This is a genomic window from Ciceribacter sp. L1K22 (assembly GCF_017599385.1).
Taxonomy (GTDB): Bacteria; Pseudomonadota; Alphaproteobacteria; order Rhizobiales; family Rhizobiaceae; genus Allorhizobium.
The window spans coordinates 271,251-287,554 of the sequence record NZ_JAGFPK010000002.1 but is presented as its reverse complement, the minus strand read 5'-3'; the positions used below and the strand labels follow the sequence as shown (position 1 = coordinate 287,554).

Annotated in this window: 16 protein-coding genes; 12 read left to right on the top strand and 4 right to left on the bottom strand. The window is 60.7% G+C overall.

Features of this window, described 5'->3' with window-relative positions; genetic code table 11:
- Positions 1 to 4 precede the first annotated feature (4 nt).
- Together J5J09_RS19345 and J5J09_RS19340 are read left to right on the top strand one after the other, a co-directional pair.
- On the top strand, positions 5 to 514 hold the full coding sequence (locus J5J09_RS19345; protein ID WP_208553866.1) for an NUDIX hydrolase: 510 nt from the start codon (positions 5 to 7) through the stop codon (positions 512 to 514).
- Positions 511 to 1,068 (top strand): DinB family protein, encoded by a 558-nt coding sequence (locus tag J5J09_RS19340; protein WP_208553865.1) that lies wholly within the window; start codon positions 511 to 513, stop codon positions 1,066 to 1,068. The genes J5J09_RS19345 and J5J09_RS19340 overlap by 4 nt, the downstream gene beginning before the upstream one ends.
- A gap of 12 nt (positions 1,069 to 1,080) precedes the next feature.
- Here the strand turns inward: J5J09_RS19340 and J5J09_RS19335 are convergent, their stop codons facing one another.
- From J5J09_RS19335 to J5J09_RS19325, 3 genes are read right to left on the bottom strand one after another with little or no spacing between them, the layout of a single operon-like run.
- Positions 1,081 to 1,959 (bottom strand): NAD(P)-dependent oxidoreductase, encoded by an 879-nt coding sequence (locus tag J5J09_RS19335; protein ID WP_208553864.1) that lies wholly within the window; start codon positions 1,957 to 1,959, stop codon positions 1,081 to 1,083.
- On the bottom strand, positions 1,956 to 2,828 hold the full coding sequence (locus J5J09_RS19330; protein ID WP_208553863.1) for a glycosyltransferase: 873 nt from the start codon (positions 2,826 to 2,828) through the stop codon (positions 1,956 to 1,958). Before J5J09_RS19330 ends, J5J09_RS19335 begins: the two co-directional genes overlap by 4 nt.
- Positions 2,825 to 4,045, bottom strand: a complete 1,221-nt coding sequence (locus J5J09_RS19325) for an NAD-dependent epimerase/dehydratase family protein (protein WP_208553862.1) — start codon at positions 4,043 to 4,045, stop codon at positions 2,825 to 2,827. Before J5J09_RS19325 ends, J5J09_RS19330 begins: the two co-directional genes overlap by 4 nt.
- Before the next feature lie 122 nt (positions 4,046 to 4,167).
- Between J5J09_RS19325 and ybgC the strand changes: the two genes are divergently transcribed.
- The 10 genes from ybgC (at position 4,168) to glmM (ending at position 15,359) form a co-directional block, all read left to right on the top strand.
- On the top strand, positions 4,168 to 4,629 hold the full coding sequence (gene ybgC / locus J5J09_RS19320; RefSeq protein ID WP_208553861.1) for a tol-pal system-associated acyl-CoA thioesterase: 462 nt from the start codon (positions 4,168 to 4,170) through the stop codon (positions 4,627 to 4,629).
- Between the two features lie 206 nt (positions 4,630 to 4,835).
- Positions 4,836 to 5,555, top strand: coding sequence for a protein TolQ (gene tolQ, locus J5J09_RS19315; RefSeq protein ID WP_208553860.1), 720 nt, complete (start codon positions 4,836 to 4,838; stop codon positions 5,553 to 5,555).
- A 27-nt stretch (positions 5,556 to 5,582) separates the two neighbouring features.
- Positions 5,583 to 6,041: a protein TolR gene (tolR, locus tag J5J09_RS19310; RefSeq protein ID WP_208553859.1), complete on the top strand. Its 459-nt coding sequence runs from the start codon at positions 5,583 to 5,585 to the stop codon at positions 6,039 to 6,041.
- A 10-nt stretch (positions 6,042 to 6,051) separates the two neighbouring features.
- Positions 6,052 to 7,173 carry a hypothetical protein gene (locus J5J09_RS19305; RefSeq protein ID WP_208553858.1) on the top strand — a complete coding sequence of 374 codons (1,122 nt, stop codon included), beginning with the start codon at positions 6,052 to 6,054 and terminating at the stop codon, positions 7,171 to 7,173.
- Positions 7,174 to 7,196: 23 nt separating this feature from the next.
- Complete coding sequence (gene tolB, locus J5J09_RS19300) at positions 7,197 to 8,504, top strand: Tol-Pal system beta propeller repeat protein TolB (protein WP_208553857.1); 1,308 nt, start codon at positions 7,197 to 7,199, stop codon at positions 8,502 to 8,504.
- A gap of 164 nt (positions 8,505 to 8,668) precedes the next feature.
- Positions 8,669 to 9,199, top strand: coding sequence for a peptidoglycan-associated lipoprotein Pal (pal, locus tag J5J09_RS19295; protein ID WP_208553856.1), 531 nt, complete (start codon positions 8,669 to 8,671; stop codon positions 9,197 to 9,199).
- Between the two features lie 158 nt (positions 9,200 to 9,357).
- Positions 9,358 to 10,392, top strand: a complete 1,035-nt coding sequence (gene ybgF, locus J5J09_RS19290) for a tol-pal system protein YbgF (protein ID WP_208553855.1) — start codon at positions 9,358 to 9,360, stop codon at positions 10,390 to 10,392.
- A gap of 9 nt (positions 10,393 to 10,401) precedes the next feature.
- Positions 10,402 to 11,730 (top strand): tRNA lysidine(34) synthetase TilS, encoded by a 1,329-nt coding sequence (tilS, locus tag J5J09_RS19285; protein WP_348646495.1) that lies wholly within the window; start codon positions 10,402 to 10,404, stop codon positions 11,728 to 11,730.
- 120 nt (positions 11,731 to 11,850) lie between these two features.
- Positions 11,851 to 13,785, top strand: coding sequence for an ATP-dependent zinc metalloprotease FtsH (gene ftsH, locus J5J09_RS19280; protein ID WP_208553853.1), 1,935 nt, complete (start codon positions 11,851 to 11,853; stop codon positions 13,783 to 13,785).
- A gap of 218 nt (positions 13,786 to 14,003) precedes the next feature.
- Positions 14,004 to 15,359, top strand: coding sequence for a phosphoglucosamine mutase (gene glmM, locus J5J09_RS19275; RefSeq protein WP_208553852.1), 1,356 nt, complete (start codon positions 14,004 to 14,006; stop codon positions 15,357 to 15,359).
- A 70-nt stretch (positions 15,360 to 15,429) separates the two neighbouring features.
- On the opposite strand, the gene J5J09_RS19270 is transcribed toward glmM, so the two are convergent.
- Positions 15,430 to 16,176 (bottom strand): YebC/PmpR family DNA-binding transcriptional regulator, encoded by a 747-nt coding sequence (locus J5J09_RS19270; protein ID WP_208553851.1) that lies wholly within the window; start codon positions 16,174 to 16,176, stop codon positions 15,430 to 15,432.
- Positions 16,177 to 16,304 lie beyond the last annotated feature (128 nt).

The following is a 16,304-nucleotide window of genomic DNA, read 5'->3' as shown; positions in this document are numbered from 1 at the left end:
ACCGATGACGAAACGCACCCGGATCAGGATCAAGGAAAAGCAAGATCGCCTTTTCCAGATGCGCATTGCCGGGCTTGCCTTTCGTAACGGCCACGTTCTCGTTCATCGCGCCACGCACGAGACATTCTGGACGTTTCCCGGCGGTAGAGCGGAAATTGGCGAAACGTCACAGGAAACCCTGGTCCGGGAAATGCGAGAGGAACTCGACGTCGAGGCGAAGGTGGGACCTCTTCTGTGGATCGTCGAGAACTTCTTCCACTACGAAGGACGTGACTGGCACGAACTCGGTTTCTACTATCAAATGGATATTCCGGAGAGTTTCCCGTTTCATCGCAACAATATCGTGCATCGCGTCGTCGACGGAAAAAGCGAACTGGAGTTCAAATGGGCGCTGGCAGAGAAAGCAGCCCTGAAAGCACTCGACATCCCGCCTTACTTCATTGCCGACGAAATTGAAGACCTGCCTGGAAGTCCACGCCACATCGTATGGCACGATGGAGACCTCGACGAATGACGGACCCGACCCGCGTCTTTCGCAAGCTCGCTTACAACAACCGGCTCGCCAACCTTCGACTGCACAATGCCGTCGGTGACCTCTTTCAGGGGGAATGGGAAGCCAAACGGACCAGCTTCTTCCCGTCGATACGCGCCACCTTAAATCATATCCTGATCGTCGACTGGTTCTATGTCGATGCCTTGGAGGGCGGCACGCTGGGGCCGAAGGCCTGGGAAAACCAAGAGCCTTTCGAGGAGATCGGTCAACTCAAGGACGCGCAGAGATTAGTGGACGAGCGGTTGATCGCCCTTTGTGAGGGTCTGACGGACGGCTCGCTCGCAGCACCGGTCGAGGTGCACCGCGGCACACGTATCCAGCTTGACCGGTGCGACGACATCCTGAGCCATTTGTTCCAGCACCAGACCCACCATCGCGGACAGGTGCATGCCATGATGGCGGGAACGACGATCAGGCCGCCACAGCTCGATGAATTCATCGTCGGCGACGATGCCGCGGCAAGGGCGGCGGAGATCTTTGACCTCGGTTGGAACGAAGACTGGCTTATGCGCTGACGCGTTTGGACCTTACCCGACCAGGGTCCTGACGGTTTTCTCCAGCAAGGCGCGCCCCCCAGGGCGCCAACCCAGGGACCGCAATCTGACCGTTTCCATCTCGGCAACGAGCGAGAGATCCGACGGCGCTGGCAGCGGGTGCGGACAACCGACAACTTGACTGACGACAGAAAGGATCTCATGCGTATCGGTAACGATATCGGAGACGTTGAAGCTTTGTCGCGACACCTTTCCGGCATCGCTCTCAAGCATGAGCCGAACGGCAAGTGCAACGTCCTGTCCGTGCACCTCTGAGCCTGCACGCGAGGAGACGGTTTCACCCGCCAGGTAACGATCAATGATCCCGTCCCATTTGTTGGGCCTCATGTGCCCGTAGACCCCCGTGACACGAAGGCTCGCTCCCACGAACCCTGGAGCAGCCAGTTCCGCAAGGGCCCGCTCCGCCGATAGTTTCACCTGACCGTAGAGGCTTGCGGGAGAAAGGCGGACGCTCTCCGCAAGCGGCGATCCGCTGTCGATTCCGTCATACACCGCCCGGCTGGAGAAAAACACGCAACGCCGAACGCCGGCGCGGCGGGCGCCCTCGAACAAACGAACTGAATTCTCGAAGTTGCGGCGATTGAAGCCTAACGGGTCGTCCCCCTCGCCGCCACGGTACCGTCCGGCAAGATGATCGAAAGCGGCATGCACGACATAATATGCGTGGTCGAATATGTGCGACTGGTCCGCATCGCGGTCGAGATCATACTCGACAAAGCCGACCGGGCGGGAGAAGCATCCTTCCCCCGGAGCGTGTCTACCAGCCACAACGACCTGGTACCCAGCATCGAGAAGCCCTTTCACGACGTAACGGCCAACAAGACCGGTGCCGCCTGTGACGAGGACCTTCATGCGGCCGCGACCCGAGACGGGTTCTCGAGGTTTTCGATGTCGGGGATGCCCTCGTCTCGATAGAAAGCCTGCCACAGATCGATGAGCGGCCGCAGTCGCTGCGCCTTCGGATGGTTGACCTCCCAGGGCTTCTCATACTGGTAGTGAAGGATGCAGACGCTTTTCCAGCTCCACAATTCCGGCAGGTTGAACCAGGCGTATTGCAGCATATTCATGGTGACTGGCAGCCCATGCCAGTCCGGAAAGAATGTCTCGAGGAACGTCTGATCGGTCCGCCTCCAGAAAGCCTCCGGCTGGTCGAGCATGGCGAGCATGGCGGAAAACGTCGACAGCGACGGACGGGCGACAAACACGCCGGAGTTCAGCCGGTGAAAATCGGCAAGCGATTCATAGACGTTCGGCGCGGCCGAGAATTCGGGATAATCGAAGAGTTTGTCGACGTTCCTGAGAACGATCGCATCGGCGTCGATGAAGACGCAAGTTTCGTAGTCGACAAGCTGCCAGAGCCGCATTTTGCAGAAATTGTCGAGAGGCGAATGAAATGCGGGCTTCCGTCCTTTGGAGAACGGAGCGGCCGCATGAAGCCTGCCGCGCGCATGCCGTTCGTTGAAGCCGTCGGACAGCGGCAGCAGTTCCACTTCCATGAGCCTGCAACCCAAGGCGACGAGCGGCGCGAGTGTATCCTCGCGAACGCCCCCGGTATGCAACACGACGATGTCGGCCCGGGTGTTGGTACGCAACAGGGAATGGACCAGCGCCATTGCGCCCATAACGTAATCGTCGTTCGTCACCAATGTGACGAAGGCCTGCCGCGATCGAGCCGTCGTCGTGACACGCAATCCCGTCAGGCCTTCCGTTCCGAGCATCATGATACGGATTTCAGTTTCTTGCCTTCCGGATCGCGATTGATGGTCCGGGCAATATCCTTCGTCCAGGCTGAAACGCAGGGCACCCGCGATCGATCGACCCGGTATGCGAACTTCTTTGCGACATCGACGATCTCGCCTAGCAGTCCATCCTTCAGCGTCGTCGGCTCTAGGCCGAGGCCGAGGAACTTCTCGTTCTTGACGACGAGATCGTTTTCAGCCGCCTCCTTGCGCGGGTTGGGCAACCAGGCAATCTCGGCGCCGGTCAGACCAGCGACCATCTCCGCCAGATCCCGAACCCGATGCGTCTCCGTCATCTGGTTGAATATCTCGACCCGAGACCCTCTCGACGGTGGATTGCGAAGCGCGATTTCGATGCAGCGAACCGAGTCCTGAATGTGGATAAAGGCACGGGTCTGTCCGCCGGTGCCGTGAACGGTGAGCGGATAGCCGATGGCCGCCTGTATGAGGAACCTGTTCAGAACCGTGCCGTAGTCGCCATCATAATCGAAGCGGTTGACCAGTTGCGGATGCAGGCGCGTCTGCTCCGTATGCGTCCCCCACACGATGCCCTGGTGCAGGTCCGTGATACGCAGGCCATCGTTCTTCGCATAAAACTGGAAGAGCAATTGATCGAGGCACTTGGTCATATGGTAGATCGAGCCCGGATTGGCAGGATAGAGAATATCCTGCTTTACGGTCTCGCCGCCCATGGTATCGATCCCGACAGGCAGATAGCCCTCCGGAATGGCGGCCCCCACGGTGGAGTAGCCATAGACGCCCATCGTGCCGAGGTGCACCAGATGGGCGTCAAGGCCGATGTCGACCATTGCGTTCAGAAGGTTGTGTGTCGCGCTGACATTGTTATTCACCGTGTAGTTCTTGTGCCGGTCGCTCTTCATCGAATAGGGCGCCGCACGCTGCTCGGCGAAATGGATGATTGCATCGGGACGCTCTTCTGCAAGCCATGCCTTCAGGAGCTCATAATCCTTCGCGAGATCGATTAGGTGAAAGTGGATCCGCCGACCGGTTTCCGCATGCCATATGCGCGTCCGTTCCTGGATCGAATCCATGGGAGTCAGCGACTGGACGCCAAGCTCGGTGTCGATCCACCGACGGGACAGATTGTCAAGGATATGAACTTCGTGTCCCGTGTCCGAGAGATGCAGTGATGTCGGCCAACCGACAAATCCATCTCCACCCATGACAGCAATTTTCATGTTCGTCTCCTTTGCGGACCGGGGTCGAGTCCTGATAATGCCCATTTGTGACAGAACTACAATCGACGCCGGTGCATGGAGTTCCACCGCCGGCAGAGAATTTCCCAGGACAGGTCAACCTTATGTCGGATAATGTTTTTTTGATTTCAGGCGAACTTTCGGCTGACGGGCACAGGCTCGTGCAGCGCGTCTACTATGAAGACACCGATTTTTCCGGCGCCGTCTACCATGCACGCTATCTGCACTTCATGGAAAGGGCCCGCACGGACTATCTCCGGTGTCTGGGTGTGGAGCAATCGAGCCTGTTCGACGAGGAGGAAGAAGGGCTCGCCTTCGTCGTGCACCGGATGGAAATCGACTTTCGCTCCCCCGCCCGAATGGATGACCTTTTGACGATCCGCACGCGCACGGAAAAGGCTGGCGGGGCCAAGATGATTCTTCACCAGTTCATCGAACGGGAGGAGGCCATTCTCGCATCGGCCCGTGTTGTGATTGCCATTGTCAATCGCGACGGACGCCCGACGAGACTGCCCGACCAATTGGCATCGGCCTTTCTCGGCGGCAAATCGGTCTCCGGATCATAACGAACGCTTAACCATAATATAGTCTTACTCTATTTGCGGGCATTTGTGCGCCGCACGCCTTCCTTTGGCCGAATTTCAGGGCAAAAAGGCGGAGTGGAAGCATAGGCGAAATGGACGTTCAGCGATGGCGCCCAGGATAAAACGACGCAATGCTGTTGATCGCCCGGTCCAGTGCCGGGCGTTTGGATTTCGGGGGCGATGAACCGATGGAACAAGTAGGATTGGCCGCAGCACACACGGACGTGAGCCTCTGGGCTCTGTTCATGCAAGCCGGCTTGATTGTGAAGCTGGTGATGCTCGGCCTGGTCGCCGCCTCGGTGTGGACCTGGGCGATCGTCATCGACAAATATCTGAGCTACGCCCGTGCCCGCCGCCAGTTCGACCAGTTCGAACAGGTGTTCTGGTCGGGTCAGTCGCTCGAAGAACTCTACCGGACGCTCGCCGAGCGTAACAATTCCGGTCTCGCTGCCATGTTTGTCGCCGCCATGCGCGAATGGAAGAAGAGCTTCGAACGCGGAGCGCGCTCGCCGATCGGGCTCCAGATGCGTATCGACCGCGCCATGGACGTGACGCTGGCTCGCGAGAGCGAACTGCTGGAAGGTCGGCTGAGCTCGCTTGCGACGATCGGCTCCGCCGCGCCGTTCATCGGTCTCTTTGGAACGGTCGTCGGCATCATGACCTCGTTCCAGGCCATCGCCGGTTCGAAGTCGACCAACCTCGCGGTTGTTGCTCCCGGTATCGCGGAAGCACTTCTGGCAACCGCGATCGGCCTCGTGGCCGCCATCCCGGCCGTCATTGCCTACAACAAGTTCTCGGGCGAAGCCGGCAAGCTGACCGCGCGCATGGAGGGCTTCGCCGACGAATTCTCCGCCATCCTCTCGCGCCAGATCGACGAGAAGCTGCAGCCACGCCAGGCCGCGCAGTAAGGCACCGGACAAGACTGGAGAACGACCATGGGTATGTCAGCGGGAGCAACGGGCGGGAGCGGTGGTGGCCGACGTGGTCGTGGCCGGCGTGCAAAGCGCGGTCCGGTCAGCGAAATCAACGTCACGCCGCTCGTCGACGTCATGCTCGTGCTGCTGATCATCTTCATGGTCGCCGCACCGATGATGACGGTTGGCGTTCCGATCGATCTGCCGGAAACCCAGGCCCGCGCGATGAATGCCGATACTCAGCCGATCACCATCTCGGTCAATCCGGCCGGCGAAATCTATCTGCAGGAAACGGCAATCGCCATCGATGAGGTAGTCCCCAAGCTCGAGGCGATCGCCACCACCGGCTACAACGAACGCATCTATGTTCGGGGCGACACCACGGCAGCCTACGGAACAGTCATGAAGGTCATGGCACGGATTTCCGCCGCCGGCTTCAAGAACATCGGTCTCGTAACGCTGCAGGAACCGGAAACCTGATTTCAACGCGATGAAGACAAGCCTCGTCACATCGACCGTTCTACACAGTGTCGTCCTTGCCTGGGCGATGCTGTCGCTCGGCTCCCCGGCCTCCTTCGAGGTGGCTGACGTCGAGGCGCTGCCGGTTGACATCGTGCCGATCGAGGAGCTGACGCAAATCCAGCAGGGCGACAAGAAGGCCCCGCTCGCGGAGACGGCAGCCCCGACGCCGACCAAACGGCCGGACAGTGTTCCCGACGCGCAGAACGTGGGCGAAAACAACGTCGATCTGGACGCGGTGCCGACACCGAACGCACGCCCGTCAAACACGGAAGCCGCAGCCGCTCCGGAGAAGGTCGAGAAAGTCCAGCCGACGCAGGACAACGAGACGAACGACATCAAGGATATCATCAAGGAAGAGACTGTCGCCGAACCGGCAAAGCCGGTCGAGGTTGCCAAGGCCGAACCGGTGAAGCCGGAGGTGACGCCGGACCCCGTGCCACAGCCACCCGAAGACGCCGAGCCGGCAGAGGCGCAGCCGGAGGAGGCCGCCCTTCCGGATAACGTTCCCATCCCCGCTGCCCGTCCCAAGCCCCCGGCACCGAAGCCCGCGGAAGCGAAGGCGGAGGAGAAAAAGCCGGCCGAAGCGCAGACCGCCAAGGACGAAAACAAGAAGAAAGATACCAAAACGCAGGAGACGGCGAAATCGAAGTCGGCGAAGGAAAGCAACTTCAACGCGGACGAGATCGCCGCGCTCCTCAACAAGACCGATCCGACCGCGGGTGGCGCCAAGGCATCGACCCAGACAGCCGCTCTTGGTGGCAAAAAGACGACCAATGGCAGCAAACTCAGCATGAGCGAAATGGACGCGCTGCGCGGCCAGATCGCCAGCAACTGGTCGGTCATCCCTGGCCTCGCCGATGCCGCCGATGTTCGTATTCGTGTAAAGTTCCAGCTCAATGAATCCGGGGAACTCGTCGGCGAACCGGAAGTCAGTGCCACGGGCGGTTCCCCCCAGACCCAACAGGTACTGATGAGTGGCGCGCGGCGCGCCGTTCTCAGATCGGCCCCCTTCTCCAGTCTTCCCCGCGACAAGTACGACGCCTGGTCCGAAGTCGTGGTCAATTTTGACCCCAGCGACCTGGCCCTCTGAATATGCTGAAAGGCTTGAATATCATGATGAAGTCTACACTCCTGCGACTGCTGGTCGTCGCCGCGGCCCTCGCGGGCGCCTTCGTGCAGCCCGCCAACGCACTGGTTGAGATCAACATCAACAAGGGCAATGTCGAGCCGCTGCCGATCGCGATCACCGACTTCGTGTCCGGCGACGACATCGGCGCGCGCATCACCGCGGTGATCGAGGCCGACCTGAAGCGCTCCGGCCTGTTCGCGCCGATCAACCACACCGCCTTCATCGAGAAGATTTCGAACCCGGACCAGGCTCCGCGACTTGAAGACTGGAAGGTCATCAACGCACAGGCACTGGTCGTCGGGCGCGTCAGCCGCGAGGGTGATGGCCGCCTGCGGGCCGAGTTCCGTCTGTGGGACACCTTTGCCGGCCAGCAGATGACCGGCCAGCAGTTCTTCACCCAGCCGGAGAATTGGCGTCGCGTCGCTCATATCATCGCTGATGCCATCTACGAGCGCATCACCGGAGAAAAGGGGTATTTCGATACGCGCGTCGTGTTTGTCTCCGAAAGCGGTCCGAAGACCGACCGCAAGCGTCAGCTCGCGATCATGGATCAGGACGGCGAAAACATCCGGATGCTGACCGATAGCCGCAGCATCGTCCTGACGCCGCGTTTCTCGCCAAGCCGGCAGGAAATCACCTACATGTCGTTCGAAAACGACCAGCCGCGCGTCTATCTGCTGCAACTGGAGACCGGACAGCGCGAGGTCGTCGGCAACTTCCCCGGCATGACCTTCTCGCCACGCTTTTCGCCCGATGGCCAGCGTGTGATCATGAGCCTCCAGCAGGATGCCAACTCCAACATCTACACGATGGACCTGCGCTCTCGCACGACAACGCGACTGACCAATACCGCCGCGATCGACACGTCCCCGTCCTATTCACCCGACGGCAACCGCATCGTCTTTGAAAGCGACCGCGGCGGACGCCAGCAGCTCTATGTCATGAATGCCGATGGCTCCGGACAGACGCGCATTTCTTTCGGCGACGGCGCGTACTCCACGCCAGTCTGGTCACCGCGCGGCGATCTGATCGCCTTCACCAAGCAGTCGGGCGGCAAGTTCTCGATCGGCGTGATGAAGCCGGACGGTTCGGGTGAACGCATCCTCACGTCGGGCTTCCATAACGAGGGACCAACCTGGGCGCCGAACGGGCGCGTGCTGATGTTCTTCCGCCAGAACGCAGGCGCCGGCGGTCCGCAGCTCTATTCGATCGATCTGACAGGGTATAACGAACAGCAGATTCCCACCCCGAGCTTCGCGTCCGACCCGGCATGGTCACCGCTTCTTGAATAGGGCGTGAAATCGCCTCTTTCTGGCCGCAAAGTGCTGAAAATGGGGAGGTCCGGAGCGGAAGTTTACGTCCTGGTAACCATGTTCCTTCTCCCCAGGTTAACCGAAAGCGGTTACCCTCCGGAAACCCTGTTAGACAAACCTCAGTGAATGCAAGGAGACCGGCGATGAGCCGCATGAACGCCCCGGCCAAGAGCCGAATGCAGCAACTTGCCAGCAACCCCGCGATTGTCGCGCTGGCGCTCACCCTGGCACTGGCCGGCTGCGCCAACAAGAAGAACCTGCCCAACAGCGCCTCCGATCTCGGCCTCGGCGCCGGAGCCGCGACACCGGGCTCGGCCCAGGACTTCACGGTCAATGTCGGCGACCGCATCTTCTTCGATACCGACTCGTCGTCGATCCGTGCTGACGCCCAGCAGACTCTCGATCGTCAGGCACAATGGCTGATGCGGTATCCCAACTACGCGATCACCGTCGAAGGCCACGCCGACGAGCGCGGCACCCGCGAGTACAACCTTGCCCTTGGCGCCCGACGTGCTGCGGCAACTCGCGACTACCTCGCCTCGCGCGGCGTTCCGGCCCAGCGCATGAAGACGATCTCCTACGGCAAGGAACGTCCGGTCGCCGTCTGCGACGACATCTCCTGCTGGTCGCAGAACCGTCGTGCAGTCACCGTTCTCGGTGGCGCTGGCATGTAACTTTGGCCGATAGGCTGATAGTTCAAAGGCGGTCCGGAAGGGCCGCCTTTTCCTTTTCTCCACACTTTGGCCGAACTTCGGTTGCTTTTTACCGGCAATTGGAAAAATCTCCTGTGCGCTCTCAAAAGGCGCGTGAATCAAGAGAACAGGACAAAGACATGAATCGACTTGTCATGGCCGCGCTTCTGGCGTCGGCCACTCTGGCAGGACTATCGGGGGCGGCAGGCGCATTTCAGCTGACACCTCCAGCACCCGTTTCGGAAAGCCGCACGGGCGCGACAGTCGGCAAGGCGCCGGTACAACTCGCTCAGGCAGGCGACGCCGCGACGCGTATCCTGCAGCTTGAGGAGGAAATCCGCTCGCTCAACGGTCGGATCGAGGAAATGAGCTTCCAGTTGCTGCAGATGCAGGAACAGATCCGCAAGTTCCAGGAAGACAACGAATTCCGCTTCCAGGAACTCGAGAAATCTGGCGTCAGAAAGAGCGACGCAGGCCCGTCGACCGCGGGCTCGCAGAGCGATTCCGTCGCACAGATCATAACGACACCGCCGGACACGTCCGGCGGTGACATTGGCCTGGACAGCGTCGGTGACCTCGCCAGCAACCAGGCTTCGGGCGGGCTCGCTGCACCGGAACAGACGCTTGGTTCCATCGAGCTGGATTCGAGCGGCATGCCGGTTGGCGCCACATTCAATGACTCCGCCTCGAATTCATCGGCGCTGCCGGGTGTTGAACTTCCTCCCGCAACTCCAGGCAATGCCGCAGGCGCTCCAGCCTCGCCGGACTCCGGCTCCCAGGTTGCGTCGCTCGGAAGCGAAAACGATGTCTACCAGGCCGCCTACGGGCATGTATTGTCTGGCGATTATGCTGTCGCCGAAGGCGAATTCCGCGAGTTCATTTCCAAATTTCCCAACAGCGCGCGCATTGCGGATGCCAATTTCTGGCTGGGCGAGGCGCTTTACTCGCAGGGCAATTTCAACGAAGCCGCAAAGACCTTCCTGAATGCCCACCAAGCCTACGGAACATCGCCGAAAGCGCCGGAAATGCTGTTGAAGCTTGGCATGTCCATGGCCGCGCTCGATGACAACGCGACGGCCTGCGCCGTGCTCCGCGAGGTCGGCACCCGTTACCCCAAGGCGTCCCGCGCGGTGATCAACAAGGTCGCCTCCGAGCAGAAGCGCCTGAGCTGCTGAGTTGCCGGTGTGAGCGCCGTGCCGGCTGCCCTCCCCCCGCGCCAGGCTCTTTCGGATTTCCTGACTGCCCTTCGCAAGCCCCGCCGCCTTCTGGTTGCCATTTCAGGCGGCAGTGATTCCACCGGCCTGCTCTTTCTCCTTCATGACCTTGTCGCCTCCGGAACGTTTCCGGGTATCACGCTCCTCGCCGCCACTGTCGACCATCAGCTTCGTCCTGAAGCCAGGGCGGAAGCGGAATCGGTGGGGCGGTTTTGTGCCGGACTTTCGATCGCCCACCAAATTCTCAGCTGGGACGGCGCCAAGCCTGCCAGGGGCCTGCCCGCCGCCGCCCGCGAAGCCCGGTACCGGCTACTGTCCGAGATGGCAAAGGCGGAAGGCGTCGACGTACTGGTAACTGGCCATACCCTCGACGACCAACGAGAAACGGTGGCCATGCGAAAGGCGCGAAGCGCCCTTCCAGACAGTATCGGCCTTGCCGGCATGTCCGGCATGACCCTCTACGAACGGCACCTCTGGATAGCCCGTCCGCTGCTCGGCTCTCTCCGGTCCGACATCCGCGAGCAACTCCGGCAGGCTCATGTCGGTTGGATCGAGGACCCGAGCAATCAGGATGGTCGCTATGAGCGGGTCCGCGTTCGAAGCAGCCTGATGGCGGCGACAACAGAGGAGGGTGCGGATCGCCTTGATGAACGACGGTCGGAAAGCGCACAGAGTGCGGCGGCCCTGATAAGCGCACATGCAACCGTCCACGCCGGTCCCTCCGTGTTTTTCTCCGCTCGGGCGTTGAGGGAACCTGACGACAGCCTCCGCCGCGCGATCGGCGGCTTGCTGATGGTTCTGGGCGGGCAGACCTACCCTCCTGCTCGCGAGCGCCTCGACCGCGTCATGGACTTTTTGCATAGCGGTCGGTCCGGACGCACGACGATCGGACGCTGCCTTTTGGTCTGGCGCCCCGAAGGCCTCTATATCACGAGGGAAAAGCGCGATATTTTGCCGCTGCTTGTCCCCGCGAGGCAAGCGGTGGTGTGGGACGGCCGGTTCATCATTCGGAACAGATCCTCCAAAGATGTGACGGTCAGGGCAAACCAGCAAGGCGTGACCGAGCCGGTAGCGTCATCGCTCCCCAAAACGATCATCAAACATATTTCTGGCATTTTACCCGAGGTTATCGGCTCGGACGACACGGAAAACGCAAACAAATCCGGAGAACAAGTCAGGGTGGACTGCGAAATCGTGCTTGGGGGCTACGACCGTTTTCTTCCGGATGCTGACCGCCCCCTGGCGGATGCGATTGCAGTCCTTCTCGGAAGGCCACGGTATTTAACGCCGCCCGTTTAGTGGTTATTGACGGAAAAGACACGGAAGCAGTCGCTTTGCCTTGGCAACGACGCGAAGCGATCCTATGTTACTCGATTATCGGGCAGCCCTTGTGAGCTGGCGAACATTCCGGGGAGTTCAATGAACCCAAATTTTCGAAATTTCGCGCTGTGGGCGATCATCGCGCTTCTGCTGATCGCGCTGTTCAGCATGTTCCAGACGTCACCGTCACAGAGCAGTTCGCGCGAAATTCCTTATTCCCAGTTTCTCCGCGAGGTCGATGCGGGTCGCGTCCGTGACGTAACGGTCGTCGGCAACCGTGTCCTCGGCACCTATTCCGAGAACGGGACGGCGTTTCAGACCTACTCTCCGGTGATCGACGATAGTCTGCTGACCAAGCTTCAGGACAAGAACGTGATGATCGTCGCACGTCCGGAAACGGACGGTTCATCCGGTTTCTTGAGCTATATCGGCACCCTTCTCCCGATGCTGCTGATCCTTGGTGTCTGGCTCTTCTTCATGCGCCAGATGCAGGGCGGTTCGCGCGGAGCGATGGGCTTCGGCAAATCCAAGGCCAAGCTCCTGACCGAGGCACACGGCCGCGTGACGTTCGAGGATGTCGCCGGGGTCGACGAGGCCAAGCAGGATCTTGAGGAAATCGTCGAGTTCCTGCGCGACCCGCAGAAGTTCCAGCGCCTGGGTGGTCGTATCCCCCGCGGTGTTCTGCTGGTCGGTCCGCCAGGTACCGGTAAAACCTTGCTCGCCCGCTCCGTCGCGGGTGAAGCAAACGTGCCGTTCTTCACGATCTCGGGTTCGGACTTCGTGGAAATGTTCGTCGGTGTGGGCGCCAGCCGTGTCCGTGACATGTTCGAGCAGGCCAAGAAGAACGCGCCCTGCATCATTTTCATCGACGAAATCGATGCCGTCGGCCGCCATCGTGGCGCCGGTCTCGGTGGCGGCAACGACGAACGCGAACAGACCCTGAACCAGCTCCTCGTCGAGATGGACGGCTTCGAAGCCAACGAAGGTATCATCCTGATCGCCGCGACAAACCGTCCGGACGTACTCGACCCGGCTCTGCTGCGGCCCGGTCGGTTCGACCGCCAGGTGGTCGTGCCGAACCCGGATATCATCGGCCGTGAACGCATTCTGAAGGTACACGTCCGCAATGTGCCGCTGGCGCCGAATGTCGACCTCAAGGTTCTCGCACGCGGCACACCCGGCTTCTCCGGCGCCGACCTCATGAACCTCGTGAACGAGGCTGCCCTGACCGCTGCACGCCGCAACAAGCGCGTCGTCACCATGCAGGAATTCGAGGACGCCAAGGACAAGATCATGATGGGCGCGGAGCGCCGCAACTCCGCCATGACCGAGGCCGAGAAGAAGCTCACAGCTTATCACGAGGCGGGTCACGCGATCACCGCGTTGAACGTGCCAGTGGCCGATCCGCTGCATAAGGCGACGATCATTCCGCGTGGTCGCGCCCTCGGCATGGTCATGCAGTTGCCGGAAGGCGACCGCTACTCCATGAGCTACAAGTGGATGATCTCGCGCCTGGTGATCATGATGGGTGGCCGCGTCGCCGAGGAACTGACCTTCGGCAAGGAGAACATCACGTCTGGTGCCTCCTCCGACATTGAGCAGGCGACGAAGCTCGCCCGCGCGATGGTGACGCAGTGGGGCTTCTCCGACATCCTCGGCCAGGTTGCCTATGGCGAGAACCAGCAGGAAGTGTTCCTGGGTCATTCCGTTGCTCAGTCCAAGAATGTTTCGGAGTCGACGGCGCAGAAGATCGACAACGAGGTTCGTCGTCTGATCGATGAGGCCTATGCCGAGGCAAAGCGCATTTTGACCGAGAAGCACGACGAGTTCGTCGCTCTCGCCGAAGGCCTGCTGGAATACGAGACGCTTTCGGGCGAAGAGATCAAGGCGCTGCTGCGTGGTGAAAAGCCGGCACGCGATCTCGGCGACGACACGCCTCCGACCCGCGGTTCGGCCGTTCCATCTGCCGGCGCCAAGAAAGATGCGCCGAAGGGTGGCGAACCCGAAGGCGGGATGGAACCACAGCCGCACTGAGGTAAGGTTAACTGAAGATCGAGGCCGTCCGCCGCTACCGGCGGGCGGCCTTTTGTTTTAGTAACGCTATATGAGCGGCCTTTGCCGGAATTTACGTGCCGGCCGCGGCATTTTGTGGCAAGAGCAGGCCGAAGAGGCTCGGGTAGAGCAGCGTTTCCCGGATGGTGAGATGCGTAGGACTCGTGACTGCCCGGCCCGAACTATTTGCAGGAGAACCCATGTCGCGTCGTTATTTCGGAACCGACGGTATTCGCGGACAGTCCAACACCTTTCCGATGACCCCCGATATCGCCATGCGGGTCGGCATCGCCGTGGGGACGATCTTCCGGCGGGGCGAGCATCGCCACCGCGTGGTGATCGGCAAGGACACGCGTCTCTCCGGCTATATGCTGGAAAATGCCCTGGTTGCCGGATTTACTGCCGCCGGTCTCGACGTGTTCCTGCTCGGCCCGATCCCGACACCCGCCGTCGCCATGCTGACCCGATCGCTGCGCGCCGATATCGGCGTCATGATCTCCGCCTCTCACAACCCTTTCGCCGACAACGGCATCAAGCTTTTCGGCCCTGATGGCTACAAGCTGTCGGATGAGATCGAGGCGCAGATCGAAGACCTGCTCGAAAAGGATCTCTACAAGCAGCTCGCTCCCGCACGCGAAATCGGCCGCGCAAAGCGGGTCGAAGGCGATATCTATCGCTACATCGAATTCGTGAAGCGCACCCTGCCCCGTGACGTGACGCTGCACGGTCTGAGGGTCGCTATCGACTGTGCCAACGGGGCCGCCTATAAGGTCGCACCGCTTGCGCTCTGGGAACTCGGCGCCGAAGTCGTGACGATCGGCAACGAGCCGAACGGCACGAATATCAACCTCGACTGCGGCTCGACCCATCCGTCAGCGCTGCAGAAGAAGGTTCACGAAGTGCGCGCCGACATTGGCATAGCGCTCGATGGCGACGCCGACCGTGTCATCATCGTTGACGAGCACGGCGCCATCGTCGATGGCGACCAGTTGATGGCCGTTATCGCCGAAACCTGGGCCAACGATCAGATGCTCAAGGGTGATGGCATCGTCGCGACGATCATGTCCAATCTCGGTCTTGAACGCTTTCTGACCGGCAAGGGCCTGTCGCTCGCCCGCACCAAGGTGGGCGATCGCTATGTCGTCGAACACATGCGGCAGAACAACTTCAATGTCGGCGGCGAGCAGTCAGGTCACATCGTGCTCTCCGACTTCGGCACGACCGGCGACGGATTGGTCGCCGCGCTGCAGATCCTCGCCTGCGTGAAGCGCACCGGCAGGACTGTGAGCGAAATTTGCCACCGCTTCGATCCGGTGCCGCAATTGTTGCGCAACGTTCGCTATTCCGGCGGCAAGCCGCTCGAAGACAAGAACGTCAAACAGGCGATAGCCGACGCCGAAGACAAGCTTTCGAAATCCGGCCGCCTTGTCATCCGCCCATCCGGCACCGAACCGCTGATCCGCGTCATGGCGGAAGGCGACGATCGCGGCCTGATCGAGAAGATCGTCAACGACCTCGTCGGCGTCATCGGCAATGTCAGGGGCGAAGCGGCATAAGCTTCGCCGCCCGTAAAGCAAAAAGCCCGACTGGGAGACCAGCCGGGCCTTGTTTTTAATTCTTCAAAGCTCAGGCTGACAGCTTGGCCATCACTTCATCGGAAACCTCGAAGTTCGAGTAGACGGTCTGAACGTCGTCGTCGTCTTCCAGCGTGTCGATGAGCTTCATCAGCGACGTCGCCTTTTCCTCGTCCACCTCGATGGTGTTCTGCGGCTTCCAGATGGCCTTCACGGTCTCGGCCTCGCCGAGGCTTGCTTCCAGGGCTTTCGACACATCGCCGATGTCCTCGAAACCACAATAGATCGTATGACCGTGCTCGTCGGAAACGACATCCTCGGCACCGGCCTCGATCGCTGCCTCCATCACCTTGTCCGCATCGCCCACGGAGGCCTTGTAGGTGATCTCACCGACATGATCGAACGAGAAGGACACCGATCCCGTCTCACCCAGTGCGCCACCGGCCTTGGAGAAGATCGAACGAACGGACGATGCCGTGCGGTTGCGGTTGTCGGTCAAAGCCTCGACGATGACAGCAACACCGCCCGGCCCGTAACCTTCGTAGCGGATCGCGTCATAGCTTTCGGCATCCGCGCCGGAGGCCTTCTTGATGGCGCGCTCAATATTGTCCTTCGGCATCGACTGCGCCTTGGCGTTCTGTACGGCGAGGCGCAGAGCGGCGTTCATCGCCGGGTCGGGAAGACCGGTCTTTGCCGCAACGGTGATTTCGCGCGCGAGCTTGGAGAACATCTTCGAACGGATACCGTCCTGCTTCCCCTTGCGGTGCATGATGTTTTTGAACTGTGAATGGCCAGCCATGGCACCCCTGATCCGGTCTATTTCGTTGGAATGGCCGCCTTATAAGCGCGATGGCGGCACCGTTCAAGGGGAGCACCTCTCCCATGTCGGCTTGGAACAAGGACGCGGCACACTCGTTCAGGCTCCGA